Below are 26,917 nucleotides of genomic sequence, written 5' to 3' on the forward strand. Positions count from 1 at the left end.
CGGGCCCCATCCAAGGAGTCAGCCATGAATCTGTCCCGAGTCGTTCTCCCCGCAGTCGCCCTGAGTCTCTCGGCCCTGGCCTTTCAGGCCCCGGCGCAAACCATGCAAGGCGGCGCCACTGCCGTGCGCAGCAACGAGCAGATCGACGACCAGTACAAGCTGGACAAGAAGCGCTGCGACGGCATGAAGGGCAACCAGAAGGACGTTTGCCAGCAGCAGGCCGAAGCCACGCGCGACAAGGCCCGGGCGGATGCCAAGGCCGGCAAGGAAAAGGCCGAGGCCTCGCATGACGCGGCCAAGGTGCGCAACGACGCCGACTACAAGGTCGGCAAGGAGAAATGCGACGGCATGTCCGGCAACGCCAAGGACGCCTGCATGGCGGACCTGAAAACGCGGTACGGAAAATGACGTCAGGACCGGTCCTGTTTCCTGGCAGGCGCCGCGGCGGGCGCCTCCGCGTCCGCCGCAGCGTACTCCTCCAGCCGGTTGTACAGCGTCTTGGGGCTGATGCCGAGCACGGCGGCGGCCTGCTTCTTCACGCCGTTGCAGCGCTCGAGCGTCGCCAGGATCAGGCGCCGGTCCGCTTCCGCCAGCGTTTCTCCCACGGGCACGCTCACCTGGCCGGCCGCGCCTTCGCCGGCAGGCGACACCCGTGGCGTCAGCATGTCCGCCTCCAGCGTGTCGCCTTCCGCCATGATGAACGCGCGGCGCACGTAGTTCTTGAGTTCCCGCACATTACCGGGCCACCCGTACTGCTGCAGCGCCGCCACCGCGCGTGGCGAGAATTGCTTGTTCTTGCCCGCCTCCTGGTTCAACCCTTGCAGGAAACGATTGGCGAGGAACACGATGTCGTCGCCGCGTTCGCGCAGCGCGGGCAGCTTGATGGGAAAGACGCTGAGGCGGTAGTAGAGATCTTCACGCAGCTTGCCTTCCTTGACCGCCTGCTCGGGATCGCGGTTGGTGGCGGCGACGATCCGGATATCGCAAGCGATCTCCCGGTTGGTCCCCACCCGCATGAACTGCCCGGTTTCCAGCACGCGCAGCAGCTTCACCTGCAGATCCAGCGGCATCTCGGTCACTTCATCCAGGAACAAGGTGCCGCCGTCGGCACGCTCGAAATAGCCCTTGTGCTGGCGGTCGGCGCCGGTGAAGCTGCCGCGTTCATGCCCGAACATTTCGCTTTCGATCAGGTTGGGCGAGATCGCCCCGCAATTCACCGCGATCAGCGGACGCTGGCGGCGCGCGCTGAGTTCATGGACGGCATGCGCGGCCAATTCCTTGCCCGTGCCGCTCTCGCCGATCAGCAAGATCGTAACGTTGGTGGGCGCCACGCGGCCGATCTGGCGATAGACGTCCTGCATGCCGGCGGATGCGCCATACATCCTGCCGTAGCGGCCGGGTTCCTCGAACGGTGCGCCGGCAGGATCGCTGCCCGAGTTCGCGCTCACGCGGGCGAAGATGCCGTTCAGGCGCTCCATGCAGATGGGCTTGACGAGATAGTCGGTAGCCCCCAAACGCAGGGCCTGGACGGCGTTGTCCACGGTGCCGTGGCCGGTCATCACCACCACCTCGGCGCTGGCCGCGGCCTCATTCTTGAAGATGTCCATGCCGCTGCCTTCGGGCAGGCGGATGTCGGTCAGCACCAAGTCGGGCGCGTGCCGTTCCAGCTGGATCAGCGCGTCCTTGACGCTCGCGGCCAGTGCCACGGAAAACCCGTTCTCGCGACCGATCTCGGCCAGGGTTTCGCGTATCGTGGGGTCGTCGTCAACGATCAGCAGATGGGGCATGCCTACTCCGTATCGCGAATGTTGCGCTCAGTTATCCAGCATAGCGACTACGGCCGGAGGCAGGGTAAATGTTCGATACTTTCCATCAACGTTTTCGTATGCTTGCAAATCGTCGCATCCCGGACCGCTGCGTCCCTCTAGCATGATCGGATGCGCATGGCCCCAAGGCCGGGCCAAGGAATCAGCATGGCGAATCGCACTCCCAACGCCGCGCGCGAGACGGCGTCCGCGTCTACGGGCGTACTCATGGATGTATCCGGCCTGTCACCCGTGATGCAGAAGCTGGGCGCGCAACTACAGCTGGCGGCGGCCACCGACGCCAGCGTTTTCATCGTCGGCGAAAGCGGAACCGGCAAGGAAATCGTCGCGCGCGCCATCCACGAGGCGAGCGAGCGCCGCGCGCAGCCCTTTGTCGCGGTGAACTGCGGCGCCATCAGCGGCAGCCTGGCGCACGCTGAACTATTCGGCCATGAGAAAGGCAGCTTCACCGGCGCCGTGGCGCAGAATGCGGGCTATTTCGAGTATGCCAGCGGCGGGACGCTGTTCTTGGACGAAGTGACCGAAATGCCGCCTGACCTGCAGGTCAATTTCCTGCGCGTGCTTGAGGCCGGCACCTACCAGCGCGTGGGCGGCTCCGATCTGTTGCGCGCCAATGTCCGCATCATCTGCGCCAGCAACCGCGATCCCCACGCGTCGGTCGCCGAAGGCCGCCTGCGCCAGGACTTCCTGCACCGCCTGCTGGTGATCCCGCTGCGCGTGCCGCCCCTGCGCGAGCGCGGCGACGACGCGATGGTGCTGGCGCACTGGTTCCTGGATACCCTGAACACGGCGCACGGCACGCGGAAAGCCTTCAGCCCGCGCATGCTGGAAGCGATCTCCACGCACGATTGGCCCGGCAACGTGCGTGAACTACGCAATGCGGTGCAGCGCGCGTACATCCTGGCGGACCACGAGCTCGCGGCCGACCTGCTGCCCCGCGCCCGCGATGAGCCGCGCGCCACCGTGCGGGATGGCGCACTGACCCTCCCCGTCGGCATGCCGCTGGACGAGGCGCAGCGCGCCTTCATTCTGGCGACCCTTGCGCATCATTCAGGCGACAAGCGCATTACCGCCGAGACGCTGGGACTCAGCCTGAAGACGCTCTACAACCGTCTGGACGGGTACGAGAAGGACGGCGCCGGCCCCTGATTTCCACGCGCCGGCGGCATTTCTTACCGGCACCTTGTAATACTGAGGCAGCAAGCGGACACGATTTCCGCGCCCTGCCCGCTGCGGGACTTGGCACGGTCCTTGCTTAAGTTTCTGGATGGGCTGCCCGTCGGCAGCCGCTGTCCAGGAGACTCGATTGGTCTACCCCACGCAAGAATTGCGCCTGCGCCAGCAGATGACGCTGGCGCCCCGGCTGCAGCAATCCGTCAAGCTGCTGCAAATGACCGCACTGGAATTCACCACTGCGGTGGAACAGGCGCTGGCCAGCAATCCGTTCCTGGAAGAAGCCGATGAGCAGGAGGCTGAACCGGGCGCCGCCGCGGCCGTCTTTCCTCCGGCCGCCGACACCGCCGCCCCGGACCCCGCGCCGCAGGCCGAGCCGCCGATGCCGGACGTACCGGCCTACTCCGGCGACTACCCGACGCGCGGCCAGGGCGACGGCCAGGAACGCGACCAAGGGCTTTGGGCCGCTTCGACGCTGTCCATGAGCCAGCGCCTGTCGCTGGAACTGGGCAACTATCAGCTGGCGCCGCGCGACCGCTTACTGACGGAGTTCATCATCGATGCGCTCGACGACGACGGCTACCTGCGCGTGCCGCTGTCCAGCCTGTGGGGCGACGCGCACCGCGGCGCCGACGCCGTTCCCGACGAAGGCGAATGGATGACGGCGTTGCGCCTGGTCCAGCAGTTGGACGCTCCAGGGCTGGCGGCGCGCGACCTGGCCGAATGCCTGTCGCTGCAGTTGGCGGCAGCCAGCGGCATCGGCGACGAACTGCGGGCCCTGGCCTTGCGCATCGTGCGCGAACAGCTCGACCGGCTGGCCCGCAACGATTGCGCCGGCTTGCGCCAGCAGTTGGGCTGCTCCGAGGAAGCGCTGCGCGAGTCCTGCGCGCTGATCCGCGGCCTGGACCCCAAGCCGGGCGGCCGCTACAGCGCCGAAGCGCCTGTCTACGTCGTGCCCGACGTGTTCGTGGACAAGTGGCAATCGCGCTGGCGCGTGCTGCCCAACCGCAACGCCATGCCCCAGGCCAGGCTGCACCAGACCTATGCCGAACTGTTCCGGCGCGCTCGCCTGGACGACCGCAGCCCCATGGCGCAGGAACTCCAGGAAGCCCGCTGGCTGGTGCGCAATGTCGAACAGCGCTACGTCACCATCCAGCGCGTGGCCGAAGCCATCGTCAAGCGCCAGCAGACCTTCTTCGAGTATGGCGACGTTGCCTTGCGGCCGCTGATGCTGCGTGAAGTGGCCGACGATCTGGACATGCATGAGTCCACGGTGTCACGCGCAACCGTCGGCAAGTACATGGTGACGCCGCGCGGAGTTTTCGAATTCCGCCACTTCTTTTCGCGTGAGTTGGCCACCGACACCGGCGGTTCCTGCTCCGCCACGGCGGTGCGCGCCCTCATCAAGGAAATGGTCGAGGCCGAGGACCCGGCCATGCCGCTGTCCGATGTTGCGCTGACCCAGCAATTGGCCGCGAACGGCATCCTGCTGGCGCGTCGCACGGTATCGAAGTATCGCGGCCAACTGCGCATGCCGCCCGCGGAATTGCGCCGTCGCCACTAGGCCGCGCGCAAGGTCCACCGTCGCGTGGGCAAGCGCTAGGCCTCCTGCCGGGTCCCGTCCGGCGCGCTGTCCAGCATGCCCTGCACACGCTCCGACAGCTTGTCCAGGCGAAAGGGCTTCACGATCAGCTCCAGCCCCTGTTCCAGAAAGCCCTGGCCGCGCGCCGCGCTCTCGGCGTAGCCCGTCATCAGCAACACGCGCAGGCCGGGGCGCGTGACGCGGGCGGCGTCGGCCAACTGCCGGCCATTGAGTCCCGGCAATCCGACGTCAGTCACAAGCAGGTCAATGCCGCGCGCGGACTGCAAGATCTCCAGTCCGGCCTCGCCGTCCGCCGCGGCCAGCACCTCCAAGCCCAGTTCGGCCAGGCATTCGCACACCATCTCGCGCACGTTCGCATCGTCTTCCACCACCAGCACGACTTCCTTGCGCACCGCGCCTGGCGCGGCCTGCGCCGGACGCTCGCCGTTCTGCACATTTTCGGGCGCGCCATCGTGGCGCGGCAGGAACAGCCTGACCGTGGTGCCTATGTCTACGGTGCTCTCCAGGCCGGCGGCGCCGCCCGCCTGCTTGGCGAAGCCGTAAATCATGGACAGGCCCAGGCCAGTGCCCTGGCCCATCGGCTTGGTGGTGAAGAACGGGTCGAAAGCATGCGCCAGCACGTCAGGCGCCATGCCGCAGCCCTCATCGGTCACCGAAACTTCGACGAAGCGTCCCGAATGCGCGCCGACCGACTGCAATAGCAGGGGATCATCCGGCTCCACATTGCGCGCGGCGACCGTCAGCGTGCCGCCGTTGGGCATGGCATCGCAGGCGTTGATCACCAGGTTCAGCATGGCGTTCTCGAACTGGTTCTTGTCGCAGCAGACCGTCCACAGCTCTTGCCGCAGGTCCAAGCGCAACGCCACGCGTTCGCCGGTATACCGGTGAAACAAGGCAACCATGGACTGCAGCGCGGAGGCCGCGCAGAACGGTTTGGGGTCAATGGGCTGGCGCCGCGAAAAAGTCAGCAGCCGCTGCGTCAGATGGGCCGCCCGGTTGGCCGAATCCATGGCGACGTCGACGAACCGCAAAGCCTGTTCCGGCGCGCCCGCGGTGATCTTGCGTTGCACCAGGTACAGCGCCCCGGAGATTCCTTGCAGCATATTATTGAAGTCGTGGGCGATGCCGCCGGTCAGGCGCCCCACCGCTTCCATCTTCTGGGACTGGCGCAAGGCATTCTCGGTATCGCGCAAGGCCTGGGCTTGCAGCTTCAGGTCGGTGTCGTCCCGTCCCGCCACGTAAAGGCTGTCCTGCGCCCAGGACATGCTCCAGGTTATCCAGCAATGGCTGCCGTCACGCTTGAGCATGCGGTTTTCCAGATGCCTGGCGGCGGGTCGCGGCCCCATGTCCTCCGAAGCCCAGCTCCAGGCCCCCAGGGTCGCGGCCAGATCGTCGGGATGGACCAGTTCGGACAGTTCCATCGCCATGAACTGCTCCGGCGTCCAGCCCAGGATGACGCGCACCGCCGGATTGACGCTGACGAAGCGCCCTTGCCGGTCGATCACCGCCAGCAATTCCGGAGACAAGCGCCAGATCCGGTCGCGCTCGGCGATCGCATCCTCGACGCGCTGCTCCAGAGTGCGCGCGTATTGCGAACGTTCGACGGCGCCGCACATGCGTTCGGCCACTTCCTCGATGAACGCGATGTCGCTGCTCTTGAGACGGCTGCCGGACGAGGGACGTGCCAGCAAGGCGCCTTTTTGCCTGCCCCAGCGCCGCAGCGGCGCCAAAATGGCCCATGGCCGGATCTCGCCACCGGCTTCTCCCAGCAGCGGCGCCAGATAGGTCGTGCGTCCCTGGCGTAGCGCCGCATGGTAGTCGTCGCCCAGGGCATCGAGCGGGTGCGGCGGCTGTCCCAACAGATCGGCGCCAGGCGGCCAACATGAGGAGATGGCAGGCCCCTGGCCCTCGCCTTCCGCATCCAGCACCGCAACCTGGGCCAGCGCCAGATGCTGGCACAAGCCCTCGCAGGCAGCTCGCTCGATATCCTCCTGGCAATGCAGCTCGCGCATGCGGTCACCGAGCGCGGCCAGGTAGTTCTTGCGGTGTTGCCCTTCCCACAGTTCGGCCTCTGCCGCCTTGCGCGCCGTCACGTCCAGGAACAGCGCCATCATCCGGCCGGGCCCATCCTTGCGCGCGCGGGCTTCGTACCAGGCTTCCTTGGGCGCGGGCACCATGAATTCGAACTGCGTCGGCTCGCCGCTATCAACCACCTGGGCGAACGTGTCCATGATCTGCCCCGGCACGCCGGGAATCATCTCTCGCAAGGTATGGCCCAGGGTGTCGCCCTCCTTCATGCCTGTCTGGCGCTCGAATGCGGGGTTGACCTCCAGGAAGCGGAAATCGACGATACGGCCGGCGTCGTCGCGCAACGCCTCGCTAAGAAAGAACGCCTCCTGCATGCCAGCGAACATGGCGCGCCAGCGCTCGCCGCTTTGGCGCAAGGCCAGTTCCGTCAGATGACGCTCTATCGCCAGGGCTGCGCTGCGCGCGACCAGGGCGATCGCATCGATATCATGGGCCGACGGCGTACGCGCGACGCCGTAGTAATTCGAAAATACGCCCAGCAGGCGTCCGTCGGGCGCCTTAATCGGCGTGGACCAGCAGGCCCGCAAACCGTGCGCCAGGGCCAGCTCCCGCCAGCGCGTCCAGCCCGGATTCAAGGCGATATCTTCGACATAGACCGGACTGCCGGTGTAGGCGGCCTCGCCCCATGACGCCATGCCGGGGCCGATGGCCGCCCTGTGCACCGCCGCGTTATATGCCGCCGGCAGGCTGGGCGCGGCGCCGTGCAGCAGGAAGCCGCCGGTCTCGTCCACCAGCGCGATGGCGGTGCGCAGGTCTACGCTGGATTGCGCCTCGATGGCATGCAGCACATGTTCCAGCACCTCGGCCAACGGCACGCCGGCGGCGATCCGCTGCAACATGATGCGCTCGTCCTCCAGGCGGGCAAGCGTGTCCGTCCAGGGTAGCGCCACTTGATCTCGCTTGGTCAGCATGTCGGCCCCTTTGCCCCCGACTGTATTGCGGGAGCGGCCGTGCAGCCGAAACGCTAGGTAACCCGACGCTACGGATCGCCTGCCGCCAACGGCCGGTTCAGCTCTCCGTCTTCAGCGGTTCGCGCTCTAGCCGCAGCGCCTGCAGGGCCTCGGGCTTGTCGACCAGCACGCATTGCTTGCCGGTGCGCGTGCAATGGTCCTTGACGCGCCAGTACGCGCCATGGCTGACGCAACCGGTCTGGCAGATCACCAGGTCCGCGGCGACCAGGCTGGCTTCCAGCGTATTGCCGTCGGTATCGGCGCCGCCGTCATGGCCGAGATAGCGTCCGCCAGCCAGTTCGACCATCTTGCGGGTCAGCGCCAGCGCGACGGCATCCTCGCCCACGCAGAGCACCGCCTTTTCATGCAGCACCACCGCGGAAGGCGCGGGCCGCCAGGCCGGCGGCTCCGTAAGCGTCTCCAGCTCGCGCGCGGCAGCGCCAGTCCGTCCCTGCCAGGCCAGGCGCTCCCGCATCAGGGTCTGCACCCGTTCCATCAGTTGGGCGACGCTGCGGGCCAGGGCCACGCGCCGGGGCAATCCGGGAATGGACATCTCCAGCGCCTTGCGGTCTTCGCGCGCCCAGGCCAGCGCGGTGTCGCGCAGGATGACCGCCGCGCGCAGGCGCATGGCCTCGCTCTCCAGATACAGGATGCGCGCCGCCTGCGCCGCCAACAGCCGGCTGCAATGCGCTTGCGCCTGGCCGTAGGCGGCCAGCAGCGCGGCATGCTCGCGCTGCAGGTTCTGGCTGTCGGGGGAGATAGGATTCATCGCGGCCCTCGGATCTGGTTGGGGATGCCGCTTTACGGGCGGGCCGCTAATTATAAATGAGAATTACTAGCTTTTAGGTGCTATCTTTACGAGGCGCTGCCCCCCACTGCGGCGGAGGCCGATGCGCGGCCCGTGCGCCAGTACAGGCTGGCGCTGATCGTCAACGCCAAGGCCAGCAGCGCGCCCGCCATCGCCGCTACGCCGGGCCACTGGCCGGTGCTCCAGAAGTGGCCGCCCAATGAGCCGAGCACACTGGCGCCGACGTAGTAGACCAGCAGATAGAGTGAAGCAGCCAGCGCCTTGTAGCCGCGCGCCATCTGCCCGACCCAGCCGCTGGCGACCGCGTGGGCGGCGAAAAAGCCGAAGGTGAACACCACGATCCCGGCTATCAGCAGCGGCAGCCAGTTGGACAGGGTCAACAGCAGGCCGGCCAACGCCATGCCGGTGGCGGCCGACAGCATGGCGCCGCGTCCATGACGGTCGGCCAGACGACCGAACCAGGTCGACGCGAAGATCCCGACCAGATACACCACGAAGATGAAGCCGATGAAGGTCTGGCTCAACGAAAACGGCGGCAGCAGCAGGCGGAAGCCCACGTAGTTGTAGACCGTGACGAAGGCGCCCATCAGCAGGCCGCCCAGGGCGAACAAACCGCACAGGGGGCCGTTCTTCAAATGCGAGGCGGCGCCGGCGCGCACGTCGCCCCACACGCCGGTCCACCCCCTGCCCCGCTGCGGCGCAAACCTGCGCGACGCGGGCAGCAGCCAGACGAACAGCACCGCCGCCACGATACCCAGGAGGCCCAGCGTGGCCAGCGCGGCGCGCCAGCCGAAATGATCCGACACCAGGCCGGTGATGACGCGGCCGGACAAGCCGCCAAAGGCGCTGCCGCCGATGTACAGGCCCATGGCGAAACCCAAGGTGCCCGGCTCGACCTCTTCGGCCAGATAGGCCATGGCCAGCGCCGGCACGCCGCCCATGGCCAGGCCCTGCAGCGCGCGCAGCGCCAGCAGGCTATGCCAGTCTGGCGCCGCCGCGGCAATGGTGCCCAGCACCGCGGACGCAAACAGCGACAGCGCCATGGCGCGCTTGCGCGGCACGGCTTGCGAGAACAGGCCCACGAAAAAGATGGCCACCGCCAGAAAGCCGGTGCATAGCGACAGCACCAGGCTGCTTTGGGCAGCCGATACGCCGAACGCGTGGGTGAACAGAGGCATCAGCGGCTGCACGCAATACAGCAGCGAAAACGTGGAAAAGCCGGCGGCGAACAAGGCCCATTGGGCGCGCCGCAATCCGGCGGTGCCGCGGGCAAGATGATCGGACGAGGTGGAGACAGGCGCTGCCGCGGCGGACGCCGAGGTTGAAGACGAAGAACAGGCTGAGGGGGAAGACATCGGAATTCTCGAAAGCAGCGGGCAGGCAGCCCACGCGATCAAGGTAGACTTTTCCCCTGCATATGTCCAATATATGAAACACACCCCAACCATATTTAATAACGATGGAACTGCGCCACCTGCGGTATTTCACCGCCGTCGCCGAGGAACTGCACTTCACGCGCGCCGCCGCCAGGCTGGGCATAGGCCAGCCGCCCCTGAGCCAGCAGATCCAGCAGCTGGAGCGCGAGATCGGCACCCCGCTCTTTCTGCGCCTGCCGCGAGGCATCGCGCTGACCGAAGCCGGCGCCCAGTTCCTGGACGACGCGCGCGCCATCCTCGCCAGCGCCGACCGCGCGATCGACACGGCACGCCGCCTGGGACGCGGAGAACGCGGCGCGATCACCGTGGGATTCACGGCATCCGCCGTGTTCCACCCCTATCTGCCGCAGGCCATCCGTGCCTATCGGGACCGCTATCCCGACGTGCGCGTGACGCTCACGGAAAGCAACACGGTCTCGCTGCTGCGCGGCCTGCGCGCAGGCGAAGTCGACGTGGCCTTCGTGCGTCCGCCCTACGTGCTGGATCCGGAATTCGAGTCCGAACGCGTGCTGGACGAACCCATGCTGGTGGCCCTGCCCCCCGACCACCCGCTCAGCCGCAAGCGCAGCCTGCCCATCCCGGCGCTGGCGGACGAAGATTTCGTGCTGTATCCGCGCCCCATCGGCGCCGGCCTGTACGACGCGATCATGTCGGCCTGCCTGCGCGCCGGCTTCGCGCCGCGGGTAATCCAGGAAGCGCCGCAAATGGCATCCATCGTCAGCCTGGTCGCGGCCGGCGTGGGCATTTCCATCGTGCCGGCCGCAATGCGGCACATGGGCGCGCAAGGCATCGAATACCGGCCCATCAAGGGCGACGCGCCGCATGCGCTGTTGGACATGGCCTACCGCCGCCACGACCGTTCAACCGCTGCCGCCAATGCCGTCGACATGTTGCGCCAGCTTGCCCACCCCTAGATCGCGCCACGGTATCGCACTGTCGCGTTTGTCATCTTCTGTAAGACCCGCGTCCGGGCCGCAATGTAAATTTGGCGCGCGCGGCGGTCCGTCCCTGTCGAGGAGCACGGCGCCGCGCGATTCCAACCTGTCTAAAGGTGAAATAGTGCGACGTACCCTTCTGGCCTTGGCCATTGCGACGATCCCCGGCCTGGCCGCTGCCGCCGGGCTGGCCTCTTCCATCGGTTCCGTGACCGTCTACCAGGACCGCGCCGTCGTGACGCGCGCCGCCAGCAGCGAGCTGGCCGCCGGCGAGCATGAATTGGTGCTGGAGAAGCTGCCCGCCAGCCTGCAGGAAAATTCCTTGCAGGTCTCTGCCAAGAGCACTGGCCAGGCCACGCTGCTGGACGTAAAGGTGCGCGACGCCTATCAGGCCGACACCGCCAACGAGCGCGTCAAGCAGCTGGAAGAGCAAGTGCGCAAACTGCAGGGCCAGCAGGCGCTGCTGGACGATGAGGCCGCGGTGCTGGACAACCAGCGCGAGCTGGTGCTGATGATGCAGCGCGGCGCCACCGAACCCGCCAAGGACGGGGCGCGCCTGACCTTGGACGAACTGAAGGCGATCCAGTCGCTGAGCGCGGATTCGCTGGCACGCGCGCTGGCCGGGCTGCGCCGCGTCGCGGAGCAGAAAGAGGCGCTGGAGCGTGAACTCACCGCCTTGCAGGACCAGTTGGGCCAATTGCAGAGCTCGCTCAACCGCCGCACCAAGACCGTCACTTTGCGCGTGAACCTGGCGCGCGCGGGCAAGCTGGACCTGAACGTTTCCTACGCCGTGGCCGGCGCCCGCTGGACGCCCGCCTACGACGCGCGCCTGCGTCCGGCTGACCGCAGCGTGGACCTGGGCTACTTCGGCGTCATCCGCCAGAACACCGGCGAAGACTGGAACAACGTCAAGCTCACGCTGTCTACCGCGCGCCCCTCGCTGGGCGGCGGCGCGCCCGCGCTGCAGCCGTGGATCCTGGACGTGGCCGCTCCGCCGCCTCCGCCCCGCCCGCGTCCCAGCCCCGCTCCGGTGGCGGCCATGCAGCAGGCCGAAGCCCAGGCCAAGATGTCGCGCCAGCGGGTCCAGTCCTTCGAGGACGCCGGGGCGCCCGCCGCCGAGCTGATGCCTGAGCCGCTGGATCAGGCCACCGCCCAGGTACAGGCCGAAGCCACCAGCGCATCGTTCCAGATCAAGAATCCGGCCACGCTGCTGTCCGACAATTCCTCGCAGCGCGTGGCCATCGCCACGGCCAAGCTGCCCGCCACGCTGCAGTACCAGTCGACGCCGGCGCTGCGCGAAGCCATGTTCCTGACGGCGCATGCCAGCAACAGCACCGACTTCCCGTTCCTGGCCGGCTCGCTCAACACCTTCCTGGACGACGCCTTCGTGGCGGCCAGCGCCATGAAGGCGGTGATGCCCGGCGAGAAGCTCGAACTGGCGCTGGGCGCCGATGACGGCATATCGATCAAGCGCCAGCTGGTCAACCGCTATACCGAAAGCACCGGCTTTTCCGGCAGCGGCAAGCGCGTGACCTACGAGTACAAGATCACCGTCAAGAACAACAAGGCCACCAAGGAGCAAGTGTCGTTCAAGGACCGCCTGCCCATCTCGCGCAACGAGAAGATCGTGGTCAAGCTGCTGTCGCCGGCCGATCGCGAGATCAAGCGCGAGGAAGACGGCAAGCTGGTCTGGGACTGGGAAATGGAGCCCGGCAAGTCGCGCGAAACGGTGTTGAAATTCTCGGTGGACTATCCGGGCGATATCGACGTCTCCGGCATCTGACGCGCTCAGCGCATCTGGAACGCCTCCTGGTGGAACAGTTCGCTCACCGGCATGCCGCGCCGGTGCAGCCCGTCCTTCAAGGCATCGGCGAATCCCGCCGGGCCGCAGAACCACACGCTGGGCCAGGGCGCGCCCGGCGTGTGGTGCGCGGCCAGCTCGGCGGCCGTCAGCGGCCGCTGGGTCTCGCTGTAGCGCACGTCCAGCGTCACGTTCGGGACGCGCGCGCATAGCGCTTTCAGGTGGTCCGCGAACGGCGCGTCATCGGCGTTGCGGGCGCAGTAGTACAGGGTCGCGACCGGAGCAGTGTCCGGGTCCGTTTGCAGTGATTCCATCCATGAGATGAACGGCGTGACGCCGATGCCGGCCGCCACCCAGATCTGCTGCCGCCCATCGTCGCGCTGGAAGTCGAAACAGCCATAGGGGCCTTCGATGATGACGTCCTGCCCCACCTGCAGGTTGCGCTGCAGGCGCCGCGTGTAGTCCCCCAACGCCTTGATGGAGAACTGTACCCGGCCGGTGCCGTCGTCCGCGCCGGACACCGTGTAGGGATGCGCGCCCTCGCGCCGGTTCGTGGTCAGGAAGGCGAACTGCCCGGCGCGATGATGCCAGTTGCCCTCCACCCTACAGGTCAGCGCCAGTATGTCGTCGGAAAGATGATCTATGGCCAGCACCTGCCCCCTATAGCGGCGGCCGCGCCCGATATTGCCCGTCAGCGCCATCAAGGCGCACACCGTCCCCACCGCCGTGCATATCGCCACCAGCCAGCCGGCCGGCTGCCACCACCAGGCGGCAGGCGTCAACACCACGCCATGAAAGGCGACGACCAGGAAGATCACCGCCGCGATGCGGTGGACCTGGCGCCAGATGTGATACGGAAAGCGCCGCCACAAGGTCAGCAGCACCATCGCCGCCAGGATCCACAAGGCCCATTCGCCGATGTCCTTGGCCGAGCCGCGGAACATGTCCAGCAAGGCTGCGGCCCGCGGGGTCTTCGGCACCGGGTCGAACAGCGCCAGCAGCAACGGCTTGCCCAGCTTGATCAGATAGTGCGCCGCCGCCAGCGCGGCCGCCAGGATGCCGCTCCATTTGTGCAGCCGGTACATCTTATCCAGTCCGCCCATCCGTGTTTCCAGCCACATCGGGCGCACCGCCAGCAGCATGATCAGGGTCATGACCGCGTAGGCGCCCAGGCCGGTCAGCAGGATGAGTTGGTCGCGCGCGGTCCAGACGTTGAGCTCGGCCGGAGGTTGAGCCCACCAGGCCCCGGCCCAGGCCAGCAGGGAAATCAGCAGGACGGCGGCCAGTATGCGTCGCATCGGTTCATCGCTCCATCTAGGGAACCGCGCCACCGAGCGCGATCCGCATGAAGCCATGGTAAATCCGCCTGTGAGGTGGATTCTGGCTATGCGGCCGCAGTCTTGATCGGGGTCAAGTTCGCCGAAAATCGGGATGGCCCGGACGGGTCCGGCCAGCGCCAGGATACTCCATGGCAGCGGACCGATGGCTCAATGGCCGCGGCAGAACTCGATGAAGGCGTCGGCTTCCAGCGGCACGGAAATCCCGTAGCCTTGCGCCATGTCGCAGCCCAGCTCGCGCAGCAGCTCCACGTCGCGCTCGTGCTCGACGCCTTCGGCCACCACGCGCCGGCCCAGCACGCGGCCCATCTCGATCGCGGCCGCAACCACGGCGCGCGACGCGGGCTCGCGGTGCATGTGCACGATGAAGTCGCGGTCTATCTTCAGTTCCGTGAAGGGCATGGCCGAGAACAGCCGCATGGAAGCGATGCCGGCGCCGAAATCGTCCATCGCCAATTCGAAGCCGCGCACCCGCAGCAGGTTCAGCGCCGAGGACAGGGCCAGCCAATCGGTCACCGGCTCGTCCTCGGTCAGCTCGACCTTGACCAGCCGCGCCGGCAGGCCGGCTTGCGCCACGCGCTGCTCCAGCAGGCCCGGCAGGTCGCGCGAACATAGCGTGGAGGCCGAGGCATTGATCGCGATGGGCACGGCGATGTCCTCGGCATGCATGCGCTGCAGGACTTCCAGCACCCGGTCCGTGACCCGGCAGAACAGGGTCCGGTCCAGCCCCAGCCGATGCGCGGCGGGCACGAAGTCCGACGCGGGAATCGCGCCCAGCTCGGGATGATCCCAGCGCGACAGCGCCTCGGCGGCCAGCACCCGGCCCGTCGACAGGCTCATCTGCGGTTGCAGTACCACGCTCATGCCCTGCCCCGTGATCAAGGCATGGCCCAGCGCCGCCTCGATGACGTCGCGCCGCAGCGAACGCGGCCGCGGCGACTCGGCATCGTCCTCGTCCAGGCTGCGCAGCGCCGCCTTGATCGCCTGCTGCATGGCGGTGCGCGACACCGGCTTGGACAGCGCCTGCGCCGACGGACAGCCGGCCTGCAAGGCCAGCCGCACATGCGACTGCAACAGTTCATCGCTGAGGCTGCTGATCCAGATGATGGGCGGCATGCTCTTCAGGCGGCCGGCGTCCACCAGCCGCCGCAGCTCATTGGGCAGGCGCGTGCCGTCGCCCTCGCCCGTGACGATGTCGCTGATGACCACGTCGTAGAACTGGCGCGCCAGCGCGGTGACGGCTTCGATGCTGCTGCCCAGGCCGGCCACCCGGCGGAAACCCAGCGCCAGCAGCACGTTCTGCAGATAAGCGCGTTCGACCGGATGGTCTTCGACGAGAAGTATCCGTCGGGTCCCGCCGGGTTCCGTTTTAGGCATGGTCTACCGTCCTACTCATATAGGGCGGGCCCCCGCAGGCGGCCGCTGGAAACTGTGTACACCATGCTAAGGCATTCGCGCCCGGACTGTCGTTATTGCTAACGGGTTAATGCAAGCCCATCGCCGATAGTCGTAGTATCGGGAACATCAGCCAGACGGAGGCAGCCTTCCGTCGCCCCGCGGCGCGGCCGGTGCCATAATAGATGTCTTTATTTCCGCATCTACGGCACGGAGCTACCCTTGACCCGCATTGACGACCCCCTGCACGACCGCGAGGTCGGCGCGGCCGACTCCACCCAGGACAATACGCGCACGGACGATACCCGCATCAGCGCGGTCCGCCCCTTGATTTCGCCCGCACTGCTGCAAGACGAGCTGCCGGTTTCGACCGAAATCCAGACGCTAGTCGAGCAAAGCCGTGTCCAGATCGCCGACGTGCTGCACGGGCGCGACGACCGCCTGGTGCTGGTGGTCGGCCCCTGTTCCATCCATGACCATGGCCAGGCCATGGAGTACGCCCGCCTGCTGCGCTCCGCCGCCGAACAGCACCAGAAGGACTTGCTCATCGTCATGCGCGTGTACTTCGAGAAGCCGCGCACCACCGTGGGCTGGAAGGGCTACATCAATGATCCGCGCCTGGACGGCAGCTTCCGCATCAATGAAGGCCTGCGCCGCGCGCGCGAGCTGCTGCTGGACATCAGCGGCCTGGGCCTGCCGATCGCGACCGAATTCCTGGACCTGCTCAGCCCGCAGTACATTGCCGACCTGATCGCCTGGGGCGCCATCGGCGCGCGCACCACCGAAAGCCCCAGCCACCGCCAACTGAGCTCGGGCCTGAGCTGCCCGCTGGGCTTCAAGAACGGCACCGACGGCGGCGTGCAGATCGCGGCCGACGCCATGGTCGCCGCCAGCGCCAAGCATGCTTTCATGGGCATGACCAAGATGGGCATGGCCGCCATCTTCGAAACCCGCGGCAACCAGGACACCCACGTCATCCTGCGCGGCGGCAAGCAAGGCCCGAACTACGACGCCGCCAGCGTCGACGCCTGCTGCGCCGCCTTGCGCGCGGCCGGCCAGCGCGAACAGGTCATGATCGACTGCTCGCACGCCAATTCCAACAAGTCGCACCTGCGTCAGGTCGACGTGGCCAACAACATCGCCGCGCAGATCAGCCAGGGCGACGGCCGCATCACCGGCGTGATGATCGAAAGCCATCTCGAAGAGGGCCGCCAGGACCTGAAGCCCGGCCTGCCGCTGCGCCGCGGCGTGTCCATCACGGACGCCTGCCTGGGCTGGTCGCAGACCGCGCCTGTGCTGGAGACGCTGGCCCTGGCCGTGCGCCAGCGCCGCGAAAAGGCCGCAAAGCAGGCCTGACGCTCCGGCCTGAATTTGCGGCCTGTGTGTCGGGTCCGGGATTCAGGCCCGAAAGCCCTTTCCCTCCCGCCTTGCTGCGTCCGCCCTCAACGGCCGACGCGGTAAGGCGCCGGATCCATGTCCGGCGCCTGGCCCGTGATCATGCAGGCCAGCAGCTTGCCGGTCACCGGCCCCAGCGTGAAGCCATGATGCGCGTGGCCGAAGGCCAGCCATAGTCCCGGATGGCGCGGCGCCGGTCCGATGACCGGCCGCATGTCCGGCATGCAGGGCCGGCATCCCATCCAAGGTTCGCGCTCCACGGCCTCGCCCAAGGGCAGCAGCTGGCGGGCCAGCGCGCGCGTGCGCTGGATCTGGATCGGTGAAGGCGGCGCATCGCGCGCCGCGAATTCCGCGCCGGTCGTCAAGCGCACGCCCAGGGTCATGGGCGTCACCAGGAAACCGCTTTCGATGTCGGCCACCGGATGCGACAAGGTCGCGCCGTCCTCCAGCGCGAAGTGCTGGTGATAGCCGCGCTTGACCGCCATGGGGAGGCGATAGCCCAGCGGGCGCAGGATGTCCGGCGACCACGGGCCCAGTGCCACAACCACGTCGCGGGCCTCGATCAGATCCTGTTCGCCCTGCACCTGCCAACCCTTGCCCGATGGCTTGAGGCTGCGCGCGTCGCCGCGCGCCAGCACGCCGCCGCGCCGCTCGAACAAGGCTGCATAGCCCCGCGTCACGGCGCCGGGGTCCGACACGTTGACCGGATCCAGCCAATGCACCGCACCCGCCATGCGCGACAGCGAGGGTTCGAGCGCCGCCAACGCCTGGCGGTCCAGCACGCGGTAGTTCAGGCCATAGGGCGCCAGCGCCTGCGCCTCGGCGACGGCCTGGGCCAGTCCGGCCTCGCTGCGCACGCCATCGATCCAGCCGTTGCGCCGGAATAGATGGGAAAGGCCTGCTTCGTCCTTGAGCGCATCGTGCTCGGCCACGCTGCGCTCGATCAGCGGCAGCATGGCCTCGGCCGCGCGCGCCAGGCGCGACGGCGCCGAATGCCACCAGTAGCGCAGCAGCCACGGTGCGATGCGCGGCAGGAAGCGCGGGTGGTAGCTCACGTCCGGCGTATTGTTCCTGGCGTAGCGCCACAGGCTGCGCCAGTCGCGCGGAAAGGCATAGGGAATCACGCTGGCCCGTTCGATCAGGCCCGCGTTGCCATAGCTGGTTTCCTCGCCCGGGCCGCGCCGGTCCAGCAGCACCACGGAACGGCCGCGCGCCGCCAAATGCAGGGCGGTGCTGACCCCGACGATGCCCGCACCCAAGACCAAGGCGTCTGTTTTCATGCGGCGGATTCTGCTCTCGCAGGCGGTGTTCGGCAAGAGCGCTCGCGCGTAGAATCCCTTCCTGCGCGGCACGCCTCCATCGTCTTCGTTGCTCCCAAGGAATACGCCATGACACCCCCTCGCCTCCCACCCGTCACGCTCGCTGGCGAGGTCGTGCGCCTTGAACCCATGGCCGCCAGCCATGCGGCCGCGCTCGCGCAGGCAGGCCTGCACCCCGAGCTTTGGCGCCTGCAGCCCGAGCCGGTGCAGACGCAGGACGACATGCAGCGCTATGTGGATCGCGCGCTGGCCGGCCAAAGCGACGGCCATTGCCTGCCGTTCGTCATCGTGCGCCAGGACAACGGCCAGATCATCGGGGCGACGCGCTACATGGACATTGCGCTGGCCCACAAGCGCCTGGAAATCGGCGGCACCTGGCTCACGCCCGCAAGCCAGCGTAGCGGCGCCAACACCGAGGCCAAGTTTCTTTTGTTGCAGCACGCCTTTGAAACAATTGGTATCATGCGCGTTGTATTCAAGACTGAACTGAGCAATATGCAATCGCGCCAAGCCATCCTGCGCATCGGCGGCGTGGAGGAAGGCGTGTTCCGCAAGCACCTGATTGCGCAATCGGGACGCGCGCGCGACATGATCTACTTCGCGATCCTCGACGAGGACTGGCCCGCGGTCAAAGCCCGCCTGCTGATGCGCATGCGTCGGGCCGCGTAGGCCGGGCCGCGTAAGGCCGGGCCGCCACGCTCTTTTTGCAGCTTGTCCGGGCCGCAAGGCCCGCCCCGCACTACGCACTATTGAAGCCAGGTATGCAACAGACTTTCGCCGCGCCCGCGCGCCACACGATATACATCTACACCGAGGAACAGCGCGGCAACCAACTGGTCGAGTCGCCAGTGATCGGCATGCTGTCCGACATATCGGGGTCCGACAAACTCGTGGTGGCGCTGGACCCGCACAGCGGCTTGAAGTTCGTCTACCGCATCGACCACGACAGCAACAACCTCGACGCCGCGGCAATCACCGAACAGGACCCGTCCCTCTTCAACGGCAAGACCTCGGTCCAGATCAACTCCATGACCTATCGCCTGGGCACGGTCGAGAACGCGATGAAATTGCTGCGCGGCAAAACCCAATGGATACAGGACAAGGGCGCGGTGCTGTCCGTGCTGCTGCAGAATGCAGCCGCGCGCAAGACCCGTTTTGCCTCGCCGCGCATCGAGCGCGACCGTATGCGCAAGGTGCCGCCCGGCGTTCCCGTCGAGCACTTGTCTACATAAAAAGCACAGTATCCACAGCGCCGGCCTTATCCACAATTTCTGTGGATAAAACAGGCTCGAACCCATGGCTGATGGCCGTTCGGCCGACGCGCAACGGGCTGCTCATTTTTTGATCAACCCAAAGTTCTCCATCGCGCGGCTGCCATCCTTGATTCTTGACGCGGCGCCGCAGCGGCGATGATGATATTCTCCGCAAGCGCGCGATACGAAAAATATCGCGCTCGCGGACTCCCCCTATACAAGAAGACCCAGATACAAGGAGCGGATGGCGTGTTTGCACTCGAACCTCCTTGCGCGCAACCGCTGACGCCGGACTCGCCGTGACCATCATCATCGTCGACGACCACGGAGACTGGCGCGACACCATCGCCGAGTACATAGAAGACCTCGGTCTGGGCCGCAGCATCCTCACTGCCGGCTCCCTGGCGGAGCTGGACCAGCTGTTGCTCACCGTCACGCCGGGCATCCTGGTGCTGGACGCCATGCTGCCGGACGGCGACGCGCTGACCCGCGTGTCCCACTTGCGGACCTCCTTCCCGTCCATGGGCATCATCATGCTGACCGGACGCCTGTTGAGCGAAGACAAGGTCTCGGGCCTGAGCCTGGGCGCCGACCACTACCTCACCAAACCCGTCAACCTGGCCGAACTGGGCGCCACTCTGGTGTCGCTATCGCGCCGCCTGCGCGTGGTGCCGGCGGGCGATGCCGACGCTCCCGAATCCGACGCCTGGCGCTTCGATCCGGCGCGGCGCACGCTGATGTCGCCCCAGCAGGTCTGCGTGGACATCACCGACACCGAAAGCCGGCTGATCGGCGCACTGATCCAGGCCGCGCCGCTGCCCCTGTCGCGCGACCGCCTGATCGAAGCGCTGGGCGCCAGCGTGGAGGCCTACGACACGCACCGGCTGGATGCCCATATGCACCGCCTGCGCCGCAAGCTGCGCGCGCAGGCAGGCGGCGACATGGGCATACGCACGGTGTACGGCGTGGGCTATGTGTGCACCACGCCCGTGCGTATCGTCGGCAACGCCAAGAACTGAAACCGCCTCATGCATCCTCCGATCCGACCCCGCCGTTCCGTCCTCTACATGCCTGGCGCCAATGCGCGCGCGCTGGACAAGGCGCGCAGCCTCGACGCCGACGTCCTGATTCTTGACTTGGAAGACGCCGTCGCGCCCGACGCCAAGGCGCAGGCTCGCGACCAAGTCGCCGCGGCCCTGCGCGCCGGCGGCTACGGCCGCCGCGAATGCGTGGTGCGCGTCAATGCCTTGGACACGCCCTGGGGACTGGACGACGTCCGGGCCATTGCCCAGGCGGGCGCCGACGCGGTGCTGTTGCCCAAGGTACAGTCCGCCGCCGAACTCGACGCGCTCGCGCGGGCGCTGGACGCGGCGGGCGCGCCTGCCGGCCTGCCCTTGTGGGCCATGGCGGAAACGCCTTTGGGCTTTCTGCGGCTGGACGCCATCGCCTGCGGTCATCCGAGACTGGCGGCCATCGTCGTCGGCACCTCGGACCTGGTGAAGGACCTGCACGCGCGCCACACCCCATCGCGCGAAGAAACCCTGTGGGCGCGATCGATGGCGGTAATGGCGGCGCGGGCCCACGGCCTGGCGGCGCTGGACGGCGTGCACCTGGACCTGCACGACGACGCCGGCCTGGAGGCGGCCTGCCGGCAGGGACGCGACCAGGGTTTCGATGGCAAGACGCTCATCCATCCAAAGCAGATCGCGGCGGCCAACGCCGCCTTCGCGCCTACCGAAGAAGAACTTGCCACCGCGCGCAAGCGCCTGGACGCCTGGCAAGCCGCGCAGGCCGCCGGCCTGGGCGTGGCCGTGGTCGACGGCGCCTTGGTGGAGAACCTGCACGCGCACGAGGCGGAACGGCTGCTGGCGCTGGCCGAGGCCATCCCGCGCGCCTAGCGCCCTGTCCCGCAGATACGGCCGAGCGGATGCAAGACCACGCGCGCAGCCTGCGCCGCCATGCGCGGGCAAACACGGCGGCGACAAAAGCGTCCGTCGCAGTAATATCAGCTTTCAAATGCATATTCCGGTAACGCGTCTTCGGGCGCGGGTCCGGCGAATCTGGGAGAGATCGTGGCGCTGATCTTGCGGCAAGTATCGATGTCATTCTGCGCGGCGGCGCTGTGGGCCGCCACCGCTGCGGGCTTGCCGGCGCCGGCGCGGGCTCAGGCCGCCAATTTCCACCCCTGCAATTCCCAGCCCTCCCTGCCGATGTGCCAGCATGGCTACGGCAAGCGTATCGCGGTCCAGCGCTGGGGCGCGCAGCCCGATCCGCAGGACCCGGACGCGGCCGTCAACGCCTCGCTGGTCACGCGCGACCCGGCCAAGGAAATCGGCAAGCTCAAGTCCAGCACCATCCTGGTCCAGGACCTGGACACCTCCGAAATCCTGTTCGCGCGCAACGAGGGCGCCGTGCGGCCCATCGCCTCCATCACCAAGCTGATGACGGCATTGACGCTGGTGAAGGCCGGCCTACCCATGGATGAAATCATCACCATCGACGCCAGCGACACCCGCTCCGCCAGCGAGCTGCCCTCGCGCCTGACGGCCGGCACCAAACTGAGCCGCGCCGATTTGCTGCGCCTGGCGCTGGTCCCATCCGAAAACAGCGCCGCGCAGGCCCTCGGGCGCACCTATACCGGCGGCACGGCAGCCTTCGTCGCGGCGATGAACGCCGAAGCCCGCGCCCTGGGCATGACCGACTCCAGCTTCGCCGAACCGAGCGGCCTGTCCAACGAAAACCAGTCCTCGGCCAGGGACCTCGTCAAGTTGCTCACTGCGATTTCCGCGCAGCCGCTGATCTCGCAGTACACCGGCGAAACCAGCTACCAGGCCGCCGGCCAGACCTTCCGCAACACCAACATCCTGGTGGGCCGTCCGCAATGGGACATCCTGGTGTCCAAAACCGGCACCACGCGCGAAGCCGGCGACTGCCTGGTCATGGCGGTGAAGGTCGGCAAACGCAACCTGGCCATGGTGCTGCTCAACGCGCAGGGCACCAGCGGCTCGCGCTTCGGCGACGCGGTTCGCCTGCGGCGGGTGCTGGACAGCCGGTTCGCCTCGCGCTAGCCAACGCCATCGCGCCTGCCTGGCGCGCCGCGCCCTGTACAATACTGCCCTTTGACGTGGAACGAACGCCCGTTCCGTCCGCCCGTCGCGCCGCCCGTGCGCCCCCTTCCCCGATTATTTTTCAGCGCGCCCGGCCGGCGGGAATTCTGCCGCGTCCCTGTTGCACCATCCATGATCCGCTTCCAACAAGTTTCACTCATGCGGGGCGTCAAGCCCTTGCTCGACAAGGTCGACCTGCTGCTCAACCCCGGCGACAAGATCGGCCTGATCGGCGCCAACGGCGCCGGCAAGTCCAGCCTGTTCGGCCTCTTGCGCGGGACGCTGCACGCCGACCAGGGCGACCTCGACTACCCCTCCAGCTGGCGCATGGCCTATGTGGCGCAGGAAACGCCCGCGCTCGACCGGCCGGCCATTGAGTACGCGATCGACGGCGATGTGACCTTGCGCAAGCTGGAAGCGGAACTGGCGCAGCTCGAAGCCGAACCCGAAAGCACCGAGAACGGCCTGCGCATGGCCGACATCTATGCCGCGCTGGCCGATGCCGACGCCTACACCGTGCATTCGCGCGCCGAGCAATTGCTGACCGGCCTGGGCTTCACGCAGGCGCAGATGCACCTGCCGCTGACGAGTTTTTCTGGCGGCTGGCGCATGCGTTTGAACCTGGCGCAGGCACTGATGTGCCCTTCCGACCTGCTGCTGCTGGACGAGCCCACCAACCACCTGGACCTGGACGCCATCATCTGGCTGGAAGACTGGCTCAAGCGCTATCCGGGCACGCTTATCGTCATTTCGCACGACCGCGATTTCCTGGATGGCGTGGTCAACGTCATCGTCCATATCGATGAGCGCAAGCTCAAGCGCTATTCGGGCAACTATTCTTCCTTCGAGCGCCAGCGCGCCGCGCAGCTGGAACTGGCGCAAGGCATGATGGAAAAGCAGATGCGCCAGCGCTCGCACCTGCAGTCCTTCATCGACCGCTTCAAGGCCCAGGCCAGCAAGGCGCGCCAGGCGCAGAGCCGCATCAAGGCGCTGGCCCGCATGGAAGAAGTGGCGCCGCTGCGCGCGGCCGCCGAGTTCTCGTTCGAGTTCCGCGAGCCCTTGCGCGCGCCGAATCCGCTCTTGACCATGGACGCGGTCAGCGCCGGCTATCGCATCGCGGATGAGGAAACGGAAGTCGAATCCGACAAGATCATCGTGTCGGGCATCAATTTTTCGCTGCAGGCTGGCCAGCGCATTGGCCTCTTGGGCATCAACGGCGCGGGCAAGTCCACCTTCATCAAGACCATCGCGGGCGAACTGGCAACACTGGCCGGCGAGGCGCAGTTCAACAAGGGACTGTCGATCGGCTACTTCGCCCAGCACCAGGTGGAGATGCTGCGCCATGACGAATCGCCGCTGTGGCATATGACGAAGATCGCGCCCACCGTGCGCGAGCAGGAATTGCGCAACTTTCTGGGCAGCTTCAACTTCAACGGCAACATGGCCACCAGTTCCATCGCGCCGTTCTCCGGCGGCGAAAAGGCGCGGCTGGCGCTGGCCCTGATCGTCTGGCAACGCCCCAACCTGCTGCTGCTGGACGAACCCACCAACCATCTGGACCTGGAAACCCGCGAAGCCCTGACCACGGCGCTGGCGCAGTTCGAAGGCACGCTGATGCTGGTGTCGCACGACCGCCACCTGCTGCGCGCCACCACCGATGAATTCATCATCGTGGCCGACGGCGAGGTCAGCCCCTTCGATGGCGACCTGGACGACTACAAGGACTGGCTCTACAAGACCAAGCTGGCCGCCAAGGCTGCTTAAGGTGGTGCGCGCTGGCCCCGATGGGCCGCGCGCCACGCATCACGCCAGCGCGCTGGGATAGGGGCTGGTGTCGATGTGTTGCAGCATGCCGTAGGCCAGCCTTTCCAGCAGCCGCGCGCGATCGCCGGCATGCGCCGGCTCGTCCCACAGATTGCGCAACTCGTGCGGATCCTGCTTCAGGTCGTACAGCTCGCCCCAGCGCGCCCCATCGTAGACCGTGACGCGAAAGCCGTCCGCCAGCAAGGTGCGGCAGCGGATGCGGCTGTTGAAGCCCAGGATCACGCGCTGCCCTTCTTCCTCGATCATGAGCGCGTCGCGCACGGCCGCCTCGCGCCCGTTGATGAGTCCGACCATATCACGCCCCTGGATGCCGTTGTAGGGCTGCACGCCGGCGCGCGCCAGCACGGTGGGCGCGACGTCGATAGTGCTGAGCAAGGCGTCGCTGGCCGCGCCCGCCGTCGGCGTGGCGGCGGGATCGCGCCAGATGAATGGCACGCGGGTCAGGCCGCGGTAATGGATCGGCCCCTTCAGCATCAGTTGATGGTCGCCCAGGTAGTCGCCATGGTCGCTGGTGAAGATCACCACCGTGTTGTCGGCCAGCCCCAGCGCGTCGAGCTCGGCCAGCACCCGGCCGATCTGATTGTCGATGTTGGCGATCGAGCCGTAGTTCAGCGCCAGCGCTTCGCGCGCCTCGCGCTCGTTGCAGGAGAAGATCGCGGGCGTGTGCTTGACCGCGGTGCCGGCGTCACGCTGGGCGCGCAGCCAGGCCACGTGCGGCGGCGGGGTGCCTGCGCCGTGGAAGGACGCGGGCAGCTCCATGTCCTCGGGCTTGTGCAGGTCCCAGAAGCGTCCCGGCGGCGTGAAGGGATGGTGCGGGTCGGGGAACGAGCATTGCAGGAAGAATGGCTGGTCCGACGCCGCATAGCCGCGCAGCGCATCGATGCTGCGGTCGGCGATGTAGGCCGTGGGATACAGCTCTTCAGGCACGCGCGTGCGCCAGGCCTGGCGGATGCGCGTCAGCTCGTATTCCGGCGCGGGGATGGCATGCGCCGGACCGATCAGCGCCTCGACCTCAGGATGCACGCTTCGCAACCAGCGCCGGTAATGCCCGTGCACGTCGTCGCTGTGGTCGTCGACCAGGTCCACCTGGTCGAAGCCGTAATAGGGATAGCTCAACTCATGGTCGGCGCGTTCCAGCCACAGCTTGCGCTGCTCCTGGTCATAGCGGCCGGCGTCGGGCTCGACCGCCTCGCGCGGCAGCCTGTCCTCGGCGCGCACCGGCCAGGACGGCGGGATGTCGGTCATGTTCTGCAAGTGCACCTTGCCGACCAGCGCGGTGCCGTAGCCGGCCTCGCGCATGGCTTCGACAAAGGTACGGCTGCGCAGCGACAGCGCGATGCCGTTGTGGCGCGCGCCGTGGGCGGACGGATAGCGTCCCGTCATCAGACTGGCGCGGTTCGGCATGCAAATGGGCGTGGCCACGTGCATGTTGTCGGCGCGCCAGCCAGCTGCGGCAAGGCGGTCCAGGTTGGGCGTGCGGACCACCTGGTTGCCATAGGCGCCCAGATGGTCGGCGCGGTGCTGGTCGGTGATGAACAACAGGAAATTGACGGGTTTCGCGGCACGGCTCATTGCTTGGCCCCGGACATTTCCACTGCCGTGCGCCACGCCGGCATGTCGCGCTTGACCATGTCGCCGAACGCCTCGGGCGTCATGTAGATCGGCACCATGCCCAGGGGCTGCAGCGCCTGTTCGAACGCGCCGTCGGTGAGCACCGCCTGCAGGTCCGCGTTCAGCTTCTTCACCACGGCGGGCGGCGTGCCGGCGGGCGCGAACAGGCCGATCCACGACCGCACCGCAACGCCCGCGGCCACGTCGGAGAACAGTGGCACGTCGGGCAGCGCGGCATACTTTTCGGTATTGGCCACGCCCAGCACCTTGACCTTGCCGGACGCCAGGAAAGGAATGGCCGGCGCGATGCCGCCTATCATCAGCGGCACGTGGCCGGCGACCAGGTCGGCCATCGCCGGCGCGGCGCCCTTGTAGGGCGCATGCACCACGTCCAGGCCGGCGGCATGCTTCAACTGTTCCATCGCCAACTGGTGCACCGTGCCCAGGCCGGGCGAGCCATAGGTGTACTTGCCGGGGTTGGCCTTGATCAGCTTGACGGCCTCCGCCAGCGTCGAAGCCGGAAACTCGGCATTGGCCAGCAGCACCACCACGTTGTCCGCCACCAGGCCGACCGGAGCGAAGTCGCGCACCGGGTCGTAAGGCAGGCTGGCGTACAGCGCGCTATTGATGCCGTGCGTGTTGGTGGTGCCCATCAGCAGCGTGTAGCCGTCGGGCGCGGCGCGCGCCACCATGGATGCGGCGATATTGCCGCCCGCGCCCGGCTTGTTCTCCACCACCAGGGTGTAGCCGCGGGGTTCCAGGCGCTGCGCCAGTTGGCGCGCCAGCACGTCCACCGCGCCGCCCGGCGAGAACGGCACCACGATCTGCACCGGCCGCGCCGGATACGCATCTGCGGCAGCCGCCGTACCCGTCATGCCACAGGCCCAGCTTGCGGCCAGGGCCATCCAGAATTTCTTCATTGCTTCGTCTCCATCGCGGCGCCCTTCCCTGGCCTGGGGTGCGCCTGTCTTTCGTAGAGCGGCAAGTATGCCCAGGGCCAGGTGTCCGCGTGAAATGAAATAAACTGAACGATGCATAACCATATGAATATGAATC

The 26,917-nt window shown here is 67.2% G+C and carries 21 protein-coding genes; 12 read left to right on the plus strand and 9 right to left on the minus strand.

Features of this window, described 5'->3' with window-relative positions; all coding sequences use genetic code 11:
• The first annotated feature begins 24 nt into the window (after positions 1–24).
• On the plus strand, positions 25–408 hold the full coding sequence (locus IPU70_RS03490; protein ID WP_013393898.1) for a hypothetical protein: 384 nt from the start codon (positions 25–27) through the stop codon (positions 406–408).
• Between the two features lie 2 nt (positions 409–410).
• On the opposite strand, the gene IPU70_RS03495 is transcribed toward IPU70_RS03490, so the two are convergent.
• Positions 411–1,787, minus strand: coding sequence for a sigma-54 dependent transcriptional regulator (locus IPU70_RS03495; RefSeq protein WP_207464995.1), 1,377 nt, complete (start codon positions 1,785–1,787; stop codon positions 411–413).
• 273 nt (positions 1,788–2,060) lie between these two features.
• On the opposite strand from IPU70_RS03495, the gene IPU70_RS03500 reads away from it, so the two are divergent.
• On the plus strand, positions 2,061–2,975 hold the full coding sequence (locus IPU70_RS03500) for a sigma-54 dependent transcriptional regulator (RefSeq protein ID WP_207465337.1): 915 nt from the start codon (positions 2,061–2,063) through the stop codon (positions 2,973–2,975).
• Positions 2,976–3,093: 118 nt separating this feature from the next.
• Positions 3,094–4,563 (plus strand): RNA polymerase factor sigma-54, encoded by a 1,470-nt coding sequence (locus IPU70_RS03505; RefSeq protein ID WP_207464997.1) that lies wholly within the window; start codon positions 3,094–3,096, stop codon positions 4,561–4,563.
• Positions 4,564–4,598: 35 nt separating this feature from the next.
• On the opposite strand, the gene IPU70_RS03510 is transcribed toward IPU70_RS03505, so the two are convergent.
• From IPU70_RS03510 to IPU70_RS03520, 3 genes are all read right to left on the minus strand, one after another.
• Positions 4,599–7,601, minus strand: a complete 3,003-nt coding sequence (locus IPU70_RS03510) for a GAF domain-containing protein (RefSeq protein ID WP_207464999.1) — start codon at positions 7,599–7,601, stop codon at positions 4,599–4,601.
• Between the two features lie 97 nt (positions 7,602–7,698).
• Positions 7,699–8,409 carry a DUF2325 domain-containing protein gene (locus IPU70_RS03515; RefSeq protein ID WP_207465001.1) on the minus strand — a complete coding sequence of 237 codons (711 nt, stop codon included), beginning with the start codon at positions 8,407–8,409 and terminating at the stop codon, positions 7,699–7,701.
• An 86-nt stretch (positions 8,410–8,495) separates the two neighbouring features.
• Positions 8,496–9,803, minus strand: a complete 1,308-nt coding sequence (locus IPU70_RS03520) for an MFS transporter (RefSeq protein ID WP_207465003.1) — start codon at positions 9,801–9,803, stop codon at positions 8,496–8,498.
• Positions 9,804–9,907: 104 nt separating this feature from the next.
• Between IPU70_RS03520 and IPU70_RS03525 the strand changes: the two genes are divergently transcribed.
• Positions 9,908–10,798 carry a LysR family transcriptional regulator gene (locus IPU70_RS03525; protein ID WP_207465005.1) on the plus strand — a complete coding sequence of 297 codons (891 nt, stop codon included), beginning with the start codon at positions 9,908–9,910 and terminating at the stop codon, positions 10,796–10,798.
• Positions 10,799–10,943: 145 nt separating this feature from the next.
• Positions 10,944–12,602, plus strand: coding sequence for a mucoidy inhibitor MuiA family protein (locus tag IPU70_RS03530; RefSeq protein WP_371818859.1), 1,659 nt, complete (start codon positions 10,944–10,946; stop codon positions 12,600–12,602).
• A 5-nt stretch (positions 12,603–12,607) separates the two neighbouring features.
• Here the strand turns inward: IPU70_RS03530 and IPU70_RS03535 are convergent, their stop codons facing one another.
• Positions 12,608–13,918 carry a ferric reductase-like transmembrane domain-containing protein gene (locus IPU70_RS03535; protein ID WP_207465007.1) on the minus strand — a complete coding sequence of 437 codons (1,311 nt, stop codon included), beginning with the start codon at positions 13,916–13,918 and terminating at the stop codon, positions 12,608–12,610.
• Positions 13,919–14,107: 189 nt separating this feature from the next.
• Positions 14,108–15,334, minus strand: coding sequence for an EAL domain-containing protein (locus IPU70_RS03540; protein WP_207465009.1), 1,227 nt, complete (start codon positions 15,332–15,334; stop codon positions 14,108–14,110).
• A 240-nt stretch (positions 15,335–15,574) separates the two neighbouring features.
• Here IPU70_RS03540 and IPU70_RS03545 point away from each other — a divergent pair, with 240 nt between their 5' ends.
• Positions 15,575–16,708 (plus strand): 3-deoxy-7-phosphoheptulonate synthase, encoded by a 1,134-nt coding sequence (locus tag IPU70_RS03545; protein WP_305827108.1) that lies wholly within the window; start codon positions 15,575–15,577, stop codon positions 16,706–16,708.
• A gap of 86 nt (positions 16,709–16,794) precedes the next feature.
• On the opposite strand, the gene IPU70_RS03550 is transcribed toward IPU70_RS03545, so the two are convergent.
• Positions 16,795–18,027, minus strand: coding sequence for an FAD-binding oxidoreductase (locus tag IPU70_RS03550; protein ID WP_207465011.1), 1,233 nt, complete (start codon positions 18,025–18,027; stop codon positions 16,795–16,797).
• Positions 18,028–18,135: 108 nt separating this feature from the next.
• On the opposite strand from IPU70_RS03550, the gene IPU70_RS03555 reads away from it, so the two are divergent.
• The 6 genes from IPU70_RS03555 to IPU70_RS03580 all read left to right on the plus strand — a co-directional run bounded on the left by IPU70_RS03555 (position 18,136) and on the right by IPU70_RS03580 (position 24,190).
• Positions 18,136–18,735 carry a GNAT family N-acetyltransferase gene (locus IPU70_RS03555; RefSeq protein WP_207465013.1) on the plus strand — a complete coding sequence of 200 codons (600 nt, stop codon included), beginning with the start codon at positions 18,136–18,138 and terminating at the stop codon, positions 18,733–18,735.
• A 92-nt stretch (positions 18,736–18,827) separates the two neighbouring features.
• Positions 18,828–19,298, plus strand: coding sequence for a hypothetical protein (locus IPU70_RS03560; RefSeq protein WP_207465015.1), 471 nt, complete (start codon positions 18,828–18,830; stop codon positions 19,296–19,298).
• 320 nt (positions 19,299–19,618) lie between these two features.
• Positions 19,619–20,338 (plus strand): response regulator transcription factor, encoded by a 720-nt coding sequence (locus tag IPU70_RS03565; RefSeq protein WP_207465343.1) that lies wholly within the window; start codon positions 19,619–19,621, stop codon positions 20,336–20,338.
• A gap of 9 nt (positions 20,339–20,347) precedes the next feature.
• A complete protein-coding gene (locus tag IPU70_RS03570) occupies positions 20,348–21,217 on the plus strand; it encodes a CoA ester lyase (RefSeq protein ID WP_207465017.1) in 870 nt (289 codons plus the stop codon).
• Positions 21,218–21,391: 174 nt separating this feature from the next.
• Complete coding sequence (locus IPU70_RS03575) at positions 21,392–22,387, plus strand: serine hydrolase (RefSeq protein WP_371818860.1); 996 nt, start codon at positions 21,392–21,394, stop codon at positions 22,385–22,387.
• A 171-nt stretch (positions 22,388–22,558) separates the two neighbouring features.
• Positions 22,559–24,190 carry an ATP-binding cassette domain-containing protein gene (locus IPU70_RS03580; RefSeq protein WP_013393916.1) on the plus strand — a complete coding sequence of 544 codons (1,632 nt, stop codon included), beginning with the start codon at positions 22,559–22,561 and terminating at the stop codon, positions 24,188–24,190.
• Between the two features lie 39 nt (positions 24,191–24,229).
• On the opposite strand, the gene IPU70_RS03585 is transcribed toward IPU70_RS03580, so the two are convergent.
• Together IPU70_RS03585 and IPU70_RS03590 are read right to left on the minus strand one after the other, a co-directional pair.
• On the minus strand, positions 24,230–25,822 hold the full coding sequence (locus IPU70_RS03585; RefSeq protein ID WP_207465019.1) for a sulfatase: 1,593 nt from the start codon (positions 25,820–25,822) through the stop codon (positions 24,230–24,232).
• Positions 25,819–26,781 (minus strand): tripartite tricarboxylate transporter substrate binding protein, encoded by a 963-nt coding sequence (locus tag IPU70_RS03590; protein ID WP_207465021.1) that lies wholly within the window; start codon positions 26,779–26,781, stop codon positions 25,819–25,821. Before IPU70_RS03590 ends, IPU70_RS03585 begins: the two co-directional genes overlap by 4 nt.
• Positions 26,782–26,917: the final 136 nt, after the last annotated feature.

The organism is Achromobacter sp. SD115 (assembly GCF_017355315.1).
In the GTDB taxonomy this organism is placed as follows: Bacteria; Pseudomonadota; Gammaproteobacteria; order Burkholderiales; family Burkholderiaceae_B; genus Achromobacter; species Achromobacter xylosoxidans_B.